This is a genomic window from Brevibacillus humidisoli (assembly GCF_020923435.1).
GTDB classification, from domain to species: domain Bacteria; phylum Bacillota; class Bacilli; order Brevibacillales; family Brevibacillaceae; genus Brevibacillus_E; species Brevibacillus_E humidisoli.
This window is the reverse complement of sequence record NZ_CP087263.1, coordinates 4,426,264-4,441,035: the sequence shown is the minus strand read 5'-3', so window position 1 is coordinate 4,441,035 and position 14,772 is coordinate 4,426,264. Positions and strand designations below refer to the sequence as shown.

Annotated in this window: 14 protein-coding genes; 1 reads left to right on the top strand and 13 read right to left on the bottom strand. The window is 53.6% G+C overall.

The window, feature by feature from the left end; all coding sequences use genetic code 11:
• Positions 1-534: 534 nt before the first annotated feature.
• The 13 genes from LOK74_RS21555 to LOK74_RS21495 form a co-directional block, all read right to left on the bottom strand.
• On the bottom strand, positions 535-2,292 hold the full coding sequence (locus tag LOK74_RS21555) for a methyl-accepting chemotaxis protein (RefSeq protein WP_230044023.1): 1,758 nt from the start codon (positions 2,290-2,292) through the stop codon (positions 535-537).
• A gap of 173 nt (positions 2,293-2,465) precedes the next feature.
• Positions 2,466-3,233: a type III pantothenate kinase gene (locus LOK74_RS21550; RefSeq protein WP_230044022.1), complete on the bottom strand. Its 768-nt coding sequence runs from the start codon at positions 3,231-3,233 to the stop codon at positions 2,466-2,468.
• 14 nt (positions 3,234-3,247) lie between these two features.
• Positions 3,248-4,093 carry a carboxylating nicotinate-nucleotide diphosphorylase gene (nadC, locus tag LOK74_RS21545; protein ID WP_230044021.1) on the bottom strand — a complete coding sequence of 282 codons (846 nt, stop codon included), beginning with the start codon at positions 4,091-4,093 and terminating at the stop codon, positions 3,248-3,250.
• Positions 4,083-5,702 carry an L-aspartate oxidase gene (locus LOK74_RS21540; RefSeq protein WP_230047091.1) on the bottom strand — a complete coding sequence of 540 codons (1,620 nt, stop codon included), beginning with the start codon at positions 5,700-5,702 and terminating at the stop codon, positions 4,083-4,085. The genes nadC and LOK74_RS21540 overlap by 11 nt, the downstream gene beginning before the upstream one ends.
• Positions 5,703-6,018: 316 nt before the next feature.
• Positions 6,019-6,936 carry a DUF7916 family protein gene (locus LOK74_RS21535; RefSeq protein WP_230044020.1) on the bottom strand — a complete coding sequence of 306 codons (918 nt, stop codon included), beginning with the start codon at positions 6,934-6,936 and terminating at the stop codon, positions 6,019-6,021.
• A 62-nt stretch (positions 6,937-6,998) separates the two neighbouring features.
• Positions 6,999-8,444, bottom strand: coding sequence for an N-acetylglucosamine-specific PTS transporter subunit IIBC (gene nagE, locus LOK74_RS21530; protein ID WP_230044019.1), 1,446 nt, complete (start codon positions 8,442-8,444; stop codon positions 6,999-7,001).
• Positions 8,445-8,557: 113 nt separating this feature from the next.
• Positions 8,558-8,818, bottom strand: coding sequence for an HPr family phosphocarrier protein (locus LOK74_RS21525; RefSeq protein ID WP_230044018.1), 261 nt, complete (start codon positions 8,816-8,818; stop codon positions 8,558-8,560).
• Between the two features lie 120 nt (positions 8,819-8,938).
• The gene (locus LOK74_RS21520; RefSeq protein ID WP_230044017.1) at positions 8,939-9,439 is read right to left on the bottom strand and encodes a PTS sugar transporter subunit IIA; all 501 of its coding nucleotides are present in this window, start codon (positions 9,437-9,439) and stop codon (positions 8,939-8,941) included.
• 147 nt (positions 9,440-9,586) lie between these two features.
• The gene (glcT, locus tag LOK74_RS21515; RefSeq protein ID WP_230047090.1) at positions 9,587-10,438 is read right to left on the bottom strand and encodes a glucose PTS transporter transcription antiterminator GlcT; all 852 of its coding nucleotides are present in this window, start codon (positions 10,436-10,438) and stop codon (positions 9,587-9,589) included.
• Between the two features lie 241 nt (positions 10,439-10,679).
• Positions 10,680-11,105: a Fur family transcriptional regulator gene (locus LOK74_RS21510; RefSeq protein WP_230044016.1), complete on the bottom strand. Its 426-nt coding sequence runs from the start codon at positions 11,103-11,105 to the stop codon at positions 10,680-10,682.
• Positions 11,106-11,129: 24 nt separating this feature from the next.
• Positions 11,130-11,972, bottom strand: coding sequence for a metal ABC transporter permease (locus tag LOK74_RS21505; RefSeq protein ID WP_230044015.1), 843 nt, complete (start codon positions 11,970-11,972; stop codon positions 11,130-11,132).
• Between the two features lie 53 nt (positions 11,973-12,025).
• Positions 12,026-12,799 carry a metal ABC transporter ATP-binding protein gene (locus LOK74_RS21500; protein ID WP_230044014.1) on the bottom strand — a complete coding sequence of 258 codons (774 nt, stop codon included), beginning with the start codon at positions 12,797-12,799 and terminating at the stop codon, positions 12,026-12,028.
• Complete coding sequence (locus LOK74_RS21495) at positions 12,799-13,992, bottom strand: metal ABC transporter solute-binding protein, Zn/Mn family (RefSeq protein ID WP_230044013.1); 1,194 nt, start codon at positions 13,990-13,992, stop codon at positions 12,799-12,801. Before LOK74_RS21495 ends, LOK74_RS21500 begins: the two co-directional genes overlap by 1 nt.
• 188 nt (positions 13,993-14,180) lie before the next feature.
• Between LOK74_RS21495 and LOK74_RS21490 the strand changes: the two genes are divergently transcribed.
• Positions 14,181-14,678 carry a PCYCGC domain-containing protein gene (locus tag LOK74_RS21490; RefSeq protein ID WP_230044012.1) on the top strand — a complete coding sequence of 166 codons (498 nt, stop codon included), beginning with the start codon at positions 14,181-14,183 and terminating at the stop codon, positions 14,676-14,678.
• Positions 14,679-14,772: the final 94 nt, after the last annotated feature.

The window sequence follows — 14,772 nt, the reverse complement described above, 5'->3', positions numbered from 1 at the left end:
GCAACGAAGTGAGCTGCCGCTTTTCGATCTATGCAAGCTTCCATAAAACCTCTCCCCTTTCTAAATGATGAGTGAGACTGCTTTTCCACGAAAAAAACCACGAGTGTATAACCGTGGCTTATCGTTTACGAAGGAGTAGGACTGTCAGTCTGTCCTCTCCCGCTCTCCTTCACCCTGGTTTCCCAAAAAAGTGTTGAACGGATCAAGATGAAGTAGAACGGATGAGGAGGACGGAAAGACTGTAATCCTCCCTTCCATATAAAAAGCCATGGGCATCGCTGCCCATGGCCTGCAGATAATCGATGAAACACCTCTGTGAAAGGTGGATCACACGTTTTGTCCAGTCGATGCAATCGTGGGCAGCGAAAAAGCAGTTGTATATTGGTTTCCTCCAACAATCACCTGTGCGTTTTTCATCATGCCCACCTCCCGATGCGGGATTATACCCGAGATTGTTTGTGATGTGGTTATCATATCATATTCATCCATGGTCGTCCATGCCAGTAACGAATTGGTTATCGCACGCTGCACCTGTCAACTCACTCTAAATCGACCGACCAGTCTACCCAGTTCTTCCGCCATCTGCGCCAATGTATGGGAGGACGACGTAATCTCCTCCATCGATGCCAACTGCTCTTCTCCAGCAGCCGCCACATTTTGGGCGCTGTCCGCCGAATCGCGCGCAATGCGGGTGATCTCGCCTACTGTTGCCGAGACATGCTCGGTGTTGGCAGACATCTGTCCGGCAACGGCTGAGACCTCTTTGACCTGCTCCGATACTTGCTGCAGCGATTCTACGATCGCCCGGAACTTTCCTTCCGTGTCGCTCACGGCTTCCATACCCTGGCCTACTTCCTGCTGGATCTGCCCCATAGAGACGGCGGAGGCTGACGTATCCTCCTGAATCTCATGGATCAGATCGGCGATTTTTTGTGACGACTGCTCGGACTGCTCGGCCAGCTTGCGCACTTCATCGGCAACCACCGCAAATCCTTTACCCAGCTCACCAGCCCTCGCCGCCTCGATCGCCGCATTCAGCGCCAGCATATTGGTCTGTCCAGCAATTCCGCGGATCACTTCCAAGATCTCACCGATCTCGGCAGAGCGCTCCAGCAGACGCATGATCGTATGATCCGACTCCCCTACCAAGCGGGTGATCGACTCCATCTGCTGAACCACTTTTTGCAGGGAGTGATTTCCTGCCTCCGCCTGCACGGCGGAATGGGCGGAAGCTTCGGCTACAACTGCAGCCGTCGTCGCGATATGTCGGATGCCGTCCGTTATTTCGTGTACCGCCCGTTCCGTTTTCTCCACACCTGACAGTTGAGTCTCCGAACCTGTCGCGATCTCCTGGATCGACTGGGTAATCTGTTCCGCTGCCTTTCCGGTCTGCTCTGCCGAGGCGGACAACTGCTCTGATGTGGACGCCACGTGGTGCGTAGATTCTACGACCTTTGTAAGCAGGTCGCGCATGTTTTCCATCATGGTGTTGAAACCGCTCGCAAGTTGACCCAGTTCATCTTTTGAGGCTACCTTTAGGGGCTCAACGGTTAGATCTCCCTCCGAGACGCGTTTGGCTGCGGCCGACATCTGAATCAATGGCCGGGAGACTTGTCTGGAAAAGAGAGAAATAAAAATGATGCCGATCAGCAAGCAAACACTCAGCACGACCAGTAAAGCATACAGTACCGCGTCGGCTCCCGAATTGTAATCCATCATGTAGGAACCGGAAACCACAACCCAGCCCCAATACGGATCCTGTGCGGAATAGACGATTTTGGGAGCGATCTGCCGCTGCTCTATAGCGAGGTCGCTTTGCCCGGGAAGTTCCCAGGGGTAGTGGGTGAATCCGCCTCCGTTTCGAGCTTGTTTGACCACTTCCTGTATAAAAAAGGTTCCATCTGCGTCCTGCAACTCCCACAAGCTCTGTCCCTCCAAGGATGGATGAGCCAACAGCAGCCCTTTTTCATCAAGAATATAGAGGTAGCCATTGGGTCCAAGATTGATCTCTTTCTGAATGGGCCGCTTGCCATCTGCTGTTTTCTCGCCCAGGATGGCTACCTTTACTCTTTCCTGCGCTTCCTCAAGTGAGATATGTCCCTCTTTTACTTCCTCATCAAGCGCTTTGATCAGCCCGATGGTTTGTTTGACCGCGTTTTGCAAGGTTACTTGCCCCATCTGATCAAGGGCGTATTTGGACTGCTGATAGCCAATCATTCCAACAATCAGTGTAGGCACAACTAATAAGAGTAATGAGATCAAGAATAATTTGCTGCGAATGGATAGATTCACTACGACATTCCCCCTTTAGTTAGGAGATACCCATTTTGACAATTTTCCAAACTATCTAATAATTATTGGTCTAGATGGAAAAGAGGTTGACATGCCTATTATGAATACAAAAGCTGCAGCTCATATAGCTGCAGCCACCCTACTTGTCTTTGGTGAGGGGAAAAAAGGAGAAGCTACGATTTGTTTCGCTCGTAGATCAGCCGCAGCCCCTTCAATGTCAAGTTAGCGTCCACTGTGTCAATACAGTCGGTCTCACTGCCGATCAGATCAGCTAAACCGCCCGTTGCCACCACATGCGGTTCCCGGTTCGCCTCTGCCTTCATCCGCCTGACAATGCCCTCCACCTGACCGATAAAGCCGTAGTAAATCCCCGACTGCATCGAAGCGACTGTGTTTCGGCCAACAACACTGGTCGGCTTTGTCAGTTCGATCCGCGGCAGTTTGGCCGCTCGGCTGACCAATGCTTCTGTGGAGATCCCGATGCCGGGGGCAATCGCCCCACCTAGATAGCGAGCATGTTCATCGACGTAGCAGAAGGTCGTCGCCGTGCCGAAATCGACGACGATCAGCGGGGTCCCGTAGTAGTGGATCCCGGCAACTGCGTTCACAATACGGTCCGCCCCTACTTCACGGGGATACTCTGATTTGATATTGAGACCGGTTTTGACCCCTGGTCCCACGATCAGCGGCTTCTGGTGGAAATACTTCGTGCACATGCGTTCAATCGCATGATTAAGCGGCGGTACGACAGAGGAGACGATTACGCCTTCCACTTGTGCAAAAGAGAGGCCGACACTGCCAAACAAGCTACGCACCAACATGCCGTACTCGTCTTCCGTCTTGTTGCGGTCTGTCGCCATCCGCCAACGATAGCTCAATTCTTCCTCTATATACAAACCTAACACCATGTTGGTATTCCCCACGTCGATGACCATCAGCATCGTTGAAAACCCCTCTACCGCTTCCTCTGATTTAAGTCAAGACTAATGTCAAGGGCACGAACCGAATGGGTAAGCGCTCCGACTGAGATCACATCAACACCCGTCTTGGCTACCGACTCGATCGTTTCCAGGGTAACCCCTCCAGATGCTTCCACTGCCGCCCGGCCGTTTATTAGTTGTACGGCCTCTTGCATCACGTCAGTCGGCATGTTGTCCAGCATGATGATGTCAGCTCCGGCATCGAGCGCCTCCTGCACCTGGGTCAGCGTCTCGGTCTCCACTTCAATCTTCATCGTGTGCGGGATCGCTGCTCGTGCGGCCAAAACCGCATTGCCAATCCCGCCTGCCCCTTTGATATGATTGTCTTTGATTAATACGGCATCGTATAAACCGTAGCGATGATTATGCCCGCCGCCGACACGGACGGCATACTTCTCCAACATCCGCATGCCCGGTGTCGTCTTGCGAGTGTCAACCAGCCTTACTTTGGTACCGGCAATCGCCTGTACATACTGATGGGTGCGGGTTGCTATACCGGACAGATGCTGCAGCAGATTAAGAGCTAGCCGCTCACCGCTGAGGATGGAGCGAACCGATCCCTCCACTTCGGCTAGAGAAGCTCCCTTTTCCACCCAGTCTCCCTCTTCTGCCAGCCGGCGGAAAACCAGCGACGAGTCGATCAGATGAAACACCTGCTCTGCAACAGCAAGCCCGGCAATCACTCCCGATTCTTTGGCATAGATGATCCCTGTACCCTGCTCCTGTTCAGGAATCGTGCTATTTGTCGTGATATCTCCAAAACCGATATCTTCCTGAAGCCACTCTTCCAGTTTGCGCTGCAGCTCCCACTTACTCCACATGACCTATACTCCCCTCTTCTCGAACCCCGTCCTTGATCGATTGAATAATGTGCTTGCGCCAGATCAAATCATCTTTTTGCGGAAAATCACTGCGATAATGGCCGCCGCGACTCTCTTCGCGAAGCAGAGCTGCATGAGTCGTGAGCAATGCCGCATTGAGCAGATTGAGGAATTCAAATGCTTCCTTGGTGTGGTGTTCATAGTGGAACAACCGCTTCATCCGCTCCATTTCATGACTTGCTTTACGCAGCCCCTTTTCGTGCCGCTTCAAACCGACATGGCGCAGCATCAGCTTCTGCAGTTTGACACGCTGCTGCATCGGATTGGAAGGGCGATGCTCACGCGGTTGTTCAAACCGGATCGGCGGCAGCGACTCCCGTGGTGCGAGCTGCTTGATCCGTTCGGCAATCCGGTGGCCAAACACAACGGCTTCCGATAACGAGTTGCTGGCCAGCCGATTTGCTCCATGCACCCCTGTGCAGGAGACTTCGCCGCAGGCAAACAGACGGCTGGTCGCGGTCTCTCCGTGCAAGTCGGTACGGACACCTCCCATGATGTAGTGGCAGGCCGGAGCTACCGGAATCCAGTCCGTGACCATATCCAATCCGTACTGCAGACAGAATTTGTAAATCGTTGGAAAGCGATGCTTGATCAATTCTTCCGGCTCGTGAGTAATATCGAGATAGACGTAAGCGGAGTTGGTCTTCTCCATCTCTGCCACGATCGCCCTCGCCACAACATCGCGCGGCGCCAGCTCTTTTTGCTGGTGGTATTGCTCCATAAAGCGTTCCCCGTTGATGTTGCGCAGGATCGCTCCCTCGCCGCGAACAGCCTCGGAGATCAGAAAACGGGGTGCACCCGGATAGTAGAGAGCGGTCGGATGGAACTGGATAAACTCTACATCCTTGATATCGGCTCCGGCGCGATAGGCCATCGCGATCCCGTCAGCAGTGGCAATATCGGGATTGGTGGTATAGCGGTACAACTGGCCTGCGCCGCCCGTAGCCAGGACGGTCGCATTGGATTGGATAAAAAACATCTCGCCGTCCGGCGGTATGGCCAGGACGCCGACACACTGTTCCTCATGTGTGACGACATCGACTACAAAATGATCTTCCAGCACGGTAATCCTCGGTGTCTCCCGCACCCGCTCTGAAAGGGCGCGGACGATCTCCGCTCCCGTCGCATCTCCCTGCGCATGCAGAATACGCCGCTTGCTGTGGGCTCCTTCGCGTGTCAACTCATAGCGCCCCTGATCGTCCTTGTCAAACTGTGTTCCGTATTCGATCAGTTCTTTGAGCCGCTCCGGTCCTTCGTGGACCAGTACTTCGACCGCTTCGTCGGAACAGAGTCCGGCACCAGCGACCAGCGTATCCTGCCGGTGCAATGCCGGCGAGTCTGATTTGGCTGTTACGGCGGCGATCCCGCCTTGCGCCCATCTTGTATTGCTGTCATCCAGTTTTTTCTTGCTGATCAATATGGCATCCGCATACGTACTTACTTGCAGCGCCGTATATAGGCCCGCGATCCCTGCCCCGACAACAACGACATCTGTTCGCTCCCGGCGCATGCGGTCTAGATCAAAATTGACAAGGTATCTCGGTATCATCATCGCGTCCTTCTCTCTTCACGGTGGTTGATGCTGCACTCATTATAGCAAATCTGCACCAAATGATCAGCTTGTGAAGATCGGTACAAGCAGATTCCAGCCTAGGAGAAAAAACGCCAGGGGAAAACTTGGACTTACGCTGTCGGGGGGTTTGCTTTGGACGAACCATAGTGGGGGGCGAAAGAGAAAAACAGGTTCGCTCCGCTCGTGCCAGTGCCAGCATAAGAAGCCGTCAAGACCGTCTCCGCTCCAATACAAAAAACCTCCCTTTCCTACACTCGTGTTGGAAAAGGGAGGAATCAATGCGGGCTTCTGACTATCGCATCACAGACGAGGCCATCCTTACGTAGGTATGGCGTCGGCCGCGGACGACGATGGAGTACTGCATGATGTTCTCCGGAACCGCAATTCCCATGTAGCCTGCGTCTCCGATGTGGTAGAGGTCAGCACCTGCCATCTTGCTGTAGAGGGCAATCTGCCGTATCGTCTGCTCGTCAGAGCCTTCCTGGCTGGTACCGGTGGCCGTGATGGCCAACGCACCGTGTCGGTGCACCGTGCGAACCATCTCCCGGCACACCTCCAACGTGATCCCAGGGATCGTGCCCGGTGAAGGGAGCAAAATCACATCGGCACCTGCCTCGACAAACGAGACGATATCAGCTTCACCAACCAGCGATTCGCCCACTTCCGCATCAACACCAGCACCATGCATCTTGCCTGCGATAATCAAGGTGTCGTCTCCCATCACCTGCCGCGCTTTGGCAATGGCAGCGGTGATCTCGGCATTTGTCACTCCCGTCTTGGGATTGCCGGTCAAACAGATGAAGTCAAAGCCCAATTGCTTGGCCTCGGCAAATGATCGCTCGCTGGCGACTCGACCGGGCGGCAGTTGATCAAAACGGGACGCTGCTGACAAGGTAAGGTCCACCGGTTCCAGATTGAGTCCGATCGGCCGTCCTGTGTACTGCTTTAAGCGCTGGACGACCGTTTGCGGATCGTCCACTTCCAGACCTGCCACCGACGGAGCAAATACGTCGAAGATGTTGAGCAGAATCAGATCAGCTCCAAAGGCAGCAGCTATCTCGGCGTTCGTCACCCCTCCGTACAAGGGGGGAACGGCGCCAATCACTTCAGCCAGCAGCACTCTTCCTTCCGCCGCCTTAATCGATTGTTTCAACTGCTGACCGTTCATCTTCTGAAAATCGGACGCTGTACAATCCAACAATCGTTTCATCTGCTTGTCTGCACCTTTCCGTAGGATTGATTACCACTTGCTTGGACTTGCTTCATACTAGCTTACATCAGCTTGAGAATCTCATCTTTCAGCATCTCCGACTGGGTGCCAAATACAACCTGCACGCTGCCTTGGCCCAGCTTGAGCACTCCGGCTGCACCCAGTGCTTTCAATGTTTTCTCATCAACCAGCGCATCGTTATGCAGAACCAGACGCAGTCTGGTGATGCAGGCATCGACGTCCTTGATGTTCCCTTTGCCGCCGATTGCCGCCAGCACTTTGGCAGCCTTCTCAGTCAGACCGGTTACACCAGCGGCGCCGTCCCCAGCGGTATCCGCCTCATCGTCGTCACGACCGGGCGTCCTGAGGTTCAGCTTGACGATCAGGAAGCGGAACAGGAAGTAGTAGACGACCGCAAAAGCGAGACCGATCGGAATGATCATCCACGGATTCGTGGCCAACGGCATGTTGAGCAGGTAGTCGATCAAACCGGCCGAAAAGCCGAATCCATGCTTGATGCCCAACATCGTGACCAGGAATGCCGACACCCCTGTCAGTACGGCGTGTACCACGAACAGCAGCGGCGCGACAAACATGAAGGCAAACTCGATCGGTTCGGTGATCCCCGTCAGGAACGAAGCAAGCGCCGTACCGATGAAGACCGAAGAAATGGCCAGCCGCTTCTCCGGCTTCGCCGTATGAATAATCGCAAACGCGGCAGCAGGCAGAGCGAACATCATGATCGGGAAGAATCCAGTCATAAACATACCTGCTGTCTTGTCGCCTGCGAAGAAACGATGAAGGTCACCATGCACCACATTGCCTGCGGCATCGGTAAAGCTGCCGATCTGGAACCAAGCAATCGCGTTTAAGACATGGTGCAGACCAAACGGAATCAACAGACGGTTAAAGAAGCCAAACAATCCGGCGCCGACAGCACCCAGTCCGACAATCCAGTTTCCGAAAGCGTCCAATGCTTCCTGAACCGGCCCCCAGATCAATCCGAACAGCAGGGCGATCACGACCATAGCAAGCGAGGTGACGATCGGCACGAAGCGTTTGCCTCCAAAGAACCCTAACCAGTCCGGCAGTTTGATGTCATGGTACCGTTTGTACATGTAGGCGGCGATCCCCCCGGCGAGAATCCCGCCGAGCACGCCCATGTTCAGGGTTACTTCATCATTGATAAACGGCATTGCAGCAGGTACCTTGCCAAGTACGGCGACCAGCACCTGATAAGCAATCACAGCAGCCAATGCAGCCACCGCGTCCCCGGCAAACCCAATCGCTACGCCTACAGCAAAAATGAGAGATAAGTTCGCGAAGATAGCATCTCCACCGGCGAGCAAAAAGGGTGCCACGTATTGATCGAGAAACGCTCCGAACGCGCCCAACTTGAAATCGTTTTCATAGCTGATTGCACCAAACCGCAGCAGCAGGGCAGCGGCAGGCAGCGTGGCGACCGGCAGCATCAACGACTTCCCGACCTTTTGCAAAAAAGCCAACATACAAAAACCTCCCCTTTGTCATGGATTGAAATCTATCAGCAAGCACATCTCTGCCCATAGCAGAGACCTGCTGTACTGGCATATCTGGATCGGTATACCCTGGACGGGCGGATTCAAGCAAACTGATTGACAAACAGCTCTTTGATCGACTCAGCAGCGATCTGCTCATCTTCTCCGTCCACTTCGATGGTAATCCGCTCTCCGGCCTTGACGCACAAGCCCATCACACCGAGGATGCTTTTGGCGTCCGCCCTCTTCCCTTCTCTGACTAAGGTGATGACAGAGGAATACGGCTTGGCGCGGTTCACCAGCATGGAAGCAGGCCGCGCGTGCAGGCCGCTTGCCACCGTCACATCTACGTCAAATCGAATCATCTGGATTTCCCCTTCTCCCCAATTGGTGAAACTGGTCTGCCTGGGTGCATCGCCGCTTTAACGCCTCTGGCGTCTTGTGAAAAGCTGAAAACGCATCCAGGCACACGTCGTAAAAATACTCTATTTCAACGTGACGTTGATGATTTCCGTCACACCTGCTTGTGCATCGATGTCCGAATGGAACGTCTTGTCGCTGACCACTTGCTGTTCATTGGTAATCACCACAGGTGTAATCAGCGAGAACCCTGCTTCCTTGATCGCTTCCAGATCAAACTGGATCAGCACCTCTCCTGCTGCCACCCGGTCGCCGATCTGTACCTTGGGCGTAAATCCCTTTCCGTTGAGCTTCACCGTATCAATGCCGATATGGAGCAAGATCTCCAAGCCATCTTCGCTGGCCAACCCGACGGCGTGCCCGGTCTGGAGCAGAGAGACCACTTTTCCGTCGATCGGCGCTACCAGTTTGCCCTCGGTTGGGACAATCGCTACACCGTCTCCGGCCATTTTTTGCGAAAAGACAGGGTCAGGTACTTGTTCCAATGCGATCACTTGACCAGACAACGGTGCCAGTAGGGCAACCTGACGATGATTTTTCTTTTTTGCGAATAATTTACCCAGCATCTGTGACCTCCATTACTGATTTCTTTCACTTGATGACAGCCAAAAAAGAAAAAGCATGAACCAAGCAGGAAAAAGGAATCTTACTCCTTTTATCCCCTTCTTGGCTCATGCCTAGTCGAACTAGTAACACGCCGTTGTTTGATTGTTTTATGCTTCCGGCATTTGCAGCAGCCGCTGCAGGTGCATCGCGACGTAACCCGTCTCGTCTTCCGGTACCTCGACCTGCAGCCGCTGCGAGATCTTCGCCGTTAGAGAGGCCGCAAGCTGATAAGCCTCCGGAAACAGCGTCTTTACCCGGTCCAGCAGCGGGTTTTGCACGGCCTTTCCCTGATTAATCCGCTCAATCGCAAAACGCAGATGTGTGATCAAACGGACGTAATCGATGCTGCCACTCTGCAGCTTCGTCCCCGTCTGCTCCTCTACCTGCTGAACCAATTCCTTGATCAGGTTGGTAAAGCGCACCGTCCGAGAGACGGGAAACGGCGTCGCTGCGGAATGGATATGCAGGGCGAGGAATCCCACCTCGCTCTCCGGGATCTCCACACCAAAATCCCGTTCAATCCGCTCCGCTGCCCGTTGGGCCAGCGCGCACTCCTTTGGGTACAAGGTCTGAATCTCGAACAAAAACGGATTGACGATCTCCATTCCGTTTTGCAGCCGCTGGATGGCGAACTGGATGTGGTCGGGCAGGGCTAGGTGCACGTGCTCATTTAGCGCCGGTGCAAACTCCTTGGCAATCATGGCGATTATTTCTTCGGACAGACCAATCACATCCTGATCCACCTGACTGATCAGATGATGGTACTGTTTGATGTGCTGTTCGTCTTCCAGGCGAAACTTCTTTTCAATCCGCTCATCGTCGATCGAGATGGCATGGCCCGGCTTTTTGCCGAAACCAATCCCTTTTCCCAACAGGATGACCTCCATGCCTCTCGGCTCTTCTTTTACTAGGACGACGTTGTTGTTGAACGCCCGCTGAACCGTATAGCTACGGGACATCGTCAAGAGAGAGTCACCACTTTCCTACGGAAAAACGCTGTACCTCTCGGGATCAAAAAAAGCCGGTAAAACTCCCTCCGAATGCACGAATAGAGCTCCCCCCGGCTCATGCCTGGTCTCCCCAGTAACACGCCTGTGGTAAAAACGCTTTCTTTCCGTATTTATCCCTATCTTAGGGTTTGGAAAAGAAGGTTGTCAATGCCTTTTTGCCAGGAAGATCATGGGTCAAGCCCGACACCGCTTATGAATGGGCTGTCCCGTAACAGTCTTTACAGGTACCGTACACTTCAAACTTGTGGCCGGTCACGTGAAAGTCTTCCGGCAGATGGGGCAGCGCCGTCATGGGACAGCCAGGAAGCGACGAAGATTTTCCGCAAATGGTGCAGATCACATGGTGGTGATGGCCCGCTGCGGAACAGGCGAGGCGAAACTTCCCTTCCCCCTCCAGTTCTGTCTCCTCCAAGATGCCCAACTGGACAAATGTGGAGAGATTGCGGTAAACCGTGTCAAAACTAAGGTTGGGGTACTCCTCCTGCATCTGTTCCATAATCTCTTTCGCCGACAGGTAGCGCTTCTCATCCGCACAAATCCGAATCATCTCTTCCCGCTTGCCCGTATATTTGTATCCTCGTTCTTTCAAGATTTGCAAAGCTTCCTCCACTGTCAACGCCGCTTCCTCCTTTCGTGCTGTTTAGCGTGCAACCAGTACCCTTAGCTTTTTGGCAGCCAACACGACAAGCAAGATCAAGACCGCCGCCAGCACAATCGTCCCCCCTGAAGCCCAGTCCAGCAGGTAGGCGACGTACAAGCCGGACAGCACAGCTGTCTCGGCAAACAAGATCGCCAGCAAGATAGCCTGCCTGAAACTGGTCGCAAGCTGCAGACTGGCCGCCACAGGAAGCGTGATCAGCGCGGAGATCAGCAGTACGCCCACGATCCGCATCGAAGCAGCAATGGTCAGCGCTACCAGAATCATAAACCAGAGATTGATCCAGCGGTATGACACCCCGGAGACCCGGGCAAATTCTTCGTCAAATGAGACGGTGAACAACTCTTTATAAATCAACCATACCGTGATCAACACGGCGCTGGCAACGCCTATCAGCGCGAACAGATCTTCGATTGTGACGGTTACGATCTTGCCGAACAAATAAGAATACAGATCAGCGTTAAACCCGTCCGCCATACTGATCAGTACGGTGAACAAGCCAAGTCCGGCTGAGAGTGTGATCGGGATCGCCAAATCCTGATACGCCTTGTACACCTTGCGTAGACGCTCGATAAACAGCGATCCGAGCACCGAGAAAAGCATTCCAAAAAAAAGCGGATTCACCCCGCTGAAAAGGGAAACTTTCTTTGATAGTAACATACCGGCCGCCACTCCAGAAAGGGTAACGTGCGACAACCCGTCTGCCATCATCGACAGCCGGCGAACAATCAGAAACGTACCGAGAACAGGACAGATCAGTCCAATCAAGAGTCCAGAAAACAAGGTATACCGCAAAAAATCATATTGCCACCAGTCAGCCAACATCCTCATTTCTCCTTCCACCGGCAGCGTGCCCACCCGTGATCTCTGTCATGTGCCTAGTGATGGTGCGTCAGCAGGCGAATCGACTCCCCGTACATCCGCTGCAGCACCTGCTCTTGTTTGTGGGCGAACTCATCGGAACTGCCGTGAAAGTGGAGCTGCCGCTGCAGGCAGGCTACTTTGTTCACCCACTGGGTCATCACGCCGATATCGTGGCTCACAATCATCATCGTCAGTCCACTTTCTTCCTTGAGGGAGCGAAGCAGTTGATAAAACTGCTCGATTGACTCCTGGTCCACTCCTACGGTTGGCTCGTCGAGGATCAGCAGCTCCGGCTCTGATACGAGTGCCCTGGCGATGAAGACCCGCTGTCGCTGTCCCCCGGATAGTGAGCCGATCCGGGCATCGATCTTGTCGCCAAGGCCGACCCGGTTGATGACTTCTTCCGCCTGGCGCCGATGTTCTTTGGTCAACCTGCGAAACATGCCAACCTTACCGGTCAGCCCAGACATGACCACCTCCCGCACCGTAGCCGGAAATCCACCGGTGCCATGCGCCGCCTGCTGGGCTACATAGCCGATCTTATACCAGTCACGAAAACGGGACAGCGACTGGCCAAACAGCTCAACCGCACCCTGCTGCGGTGCAAGCAGCCCGAGAATTAGTTTGAGGAGTGTCGATTTGCCTGACCCGTTTGGGCCGACAATCCCGACGAAATCCCCCTTATGCAGGGTGAAGTCAATCTGATCCAGCACCGTTTTTCCATCGTATTGAAAAGAGACGGAAGACAGCCGAACAACCGGCTCGCCTCCCGCTTTTTGTCCTTCCACTACTCATCAACTCCTAGCGCCTTGCGCAGGGTTTGCAGGTTTTCCCGCATCACCGAGAGATAATCCTTCCCCTCCTGCTGCTCAGCTTCGGTCAGGCCTTCCAACGGATTTAATGTTGCCGTTTGCGCCCCTGTTTCACGAGCGATTACCTCCGCCACTTTTGGCGATGCAAGCGTTTCAAACAAGATATATTCTACCTGATTTTCCTTCACATGCTCAACCAACTCTTTCAACTCCGCCGCAGAAGGTTCATCGGCTGGAGAAAGCCCGGAGATCGATGTCTGAGTGAGACCGTACCGATGGGCCAAGTATCCAAACGCACTATGAGAGACGACAAACTCCTTCTGCTTTGCCTTGGCAGCCACTGCCTGATACTCCTGATCTAGCGCATCCAGATCAGCAGCCAGTGCTTCGTACTGACGCTGGTACTCCTCCTGATGAGCCTGGTCAGCCTTGATCAGCGCATCTTTGATTTTCTCCGCCTGTTGTTTTAGCAGAGTGGGGTCCAGCCAGACATGCGGATCATTTGGACCGTGGTCGTGATCGTGGTTGTGCTCACTCTCAGCAGCGTGCTGATCTTCAGGATGTTCCTCAGCAGCATGCGACTCCTCTGCATGAGCCTCCTCTGTATGAGCATCTTCGGCCCCATGATCGTGGTTGTGCTCAGCCTCAGCAGCATGCTCCGCTTCATGATGCTCCCCATCAGCATGGGATTCCTCTGCATGGGATGCCTCTGCATGGGCGTCTTCGGCTCCATGGTCGTGGTGATCCCCCTCTTCCGAAACAGTCAGCAAGGGCAGACCCTCTGTAGCGTTGACAACAATGGTCTTGGTTCTGTCGATACCTTCGACTGCCTTTTCCACCCACAGCTCAAAGCCACTGCCGTTGTAGACAAACACCTGGGCTTCAGACAGTGCGACGATGTCTCTTGCTGTTGGTTCAAAATCATGTGGCTCCACACCAGGCGGTACAATGTTTTTGACTTCGGCGTATTCGCCGCCGATTCGCTCCGCTACATACTGCAATGGATACAGCGTGGTATAAACCAATACTTTCTCGTCAACCTGTCCTTCTTCCGCAGAAACCGGTTGTTTTGCTGGATCACCGACTGCGGTTGGCTGACCGCACGCCGTTAATGCCAGTGCCGCAAACACCCCTACAACAGTTGACCATGTTCCTCCCCATCTTTTCATCTCTATCGCTCCCTACCTCTATTTCATAATCATTCCGATTTACTTCTCTCATTATAACGATATGCAGCCTAGAAGTAAATAAGACTAATTACGATTTACAGAAATTTTTTCGATTTCGTCAAAATCGGATTGGGTGGATTCTTTGTCTGCTGTGGTATAATGCGGGGGACAAGGAGGTTGAAATCACGATGAAGCGAGTTCGTTTTCTATATATTGGTCTGTTAAGCTTTTCTCTCGTCGTCGGCTGCTCTTCCGCATCTGAGGATTCGGCTGCCGAAGTAGGCCACCAGCAGCATGCGCCAAATGGCGATCTGCAGGAACTAACCGCCTCCATCGAGGATCTGCCGTCGTTCCTTGACCAGGTAGATCCACGGATCAAGGAAGTGTACCAAATCGCCGGCCAGCATCAAGACACGCTGCAGCATATCCCTTGTTACTGCGGCTGCGGTGAGAGCGCCGGGCACCAGCACAACGGCAACTGCTTTATCAAGGAAGTGAAAGAGGACGGATCGGTCCTCTGGGATGACCACGGCACCCGCTGCGGTGTCTGCCTGGAGATCGCCTACGTATCTAGCGAGCTAAAAGATCAGGGCAAGTCGGTACATGAGATTCGTACACTGATCGATGAAAAATACAAATCAGGCTATGCGAAACCGACACCTACCCCTATGCCAAATCAAGGATGAGCCAAGACGGCTCATCCTTTTCTATTGGTTTCGACAGCACTGTTATTAGTTTCGCACCTTTTCTTCGTGAGAGCACCATTTCTCCGGGTAAGCA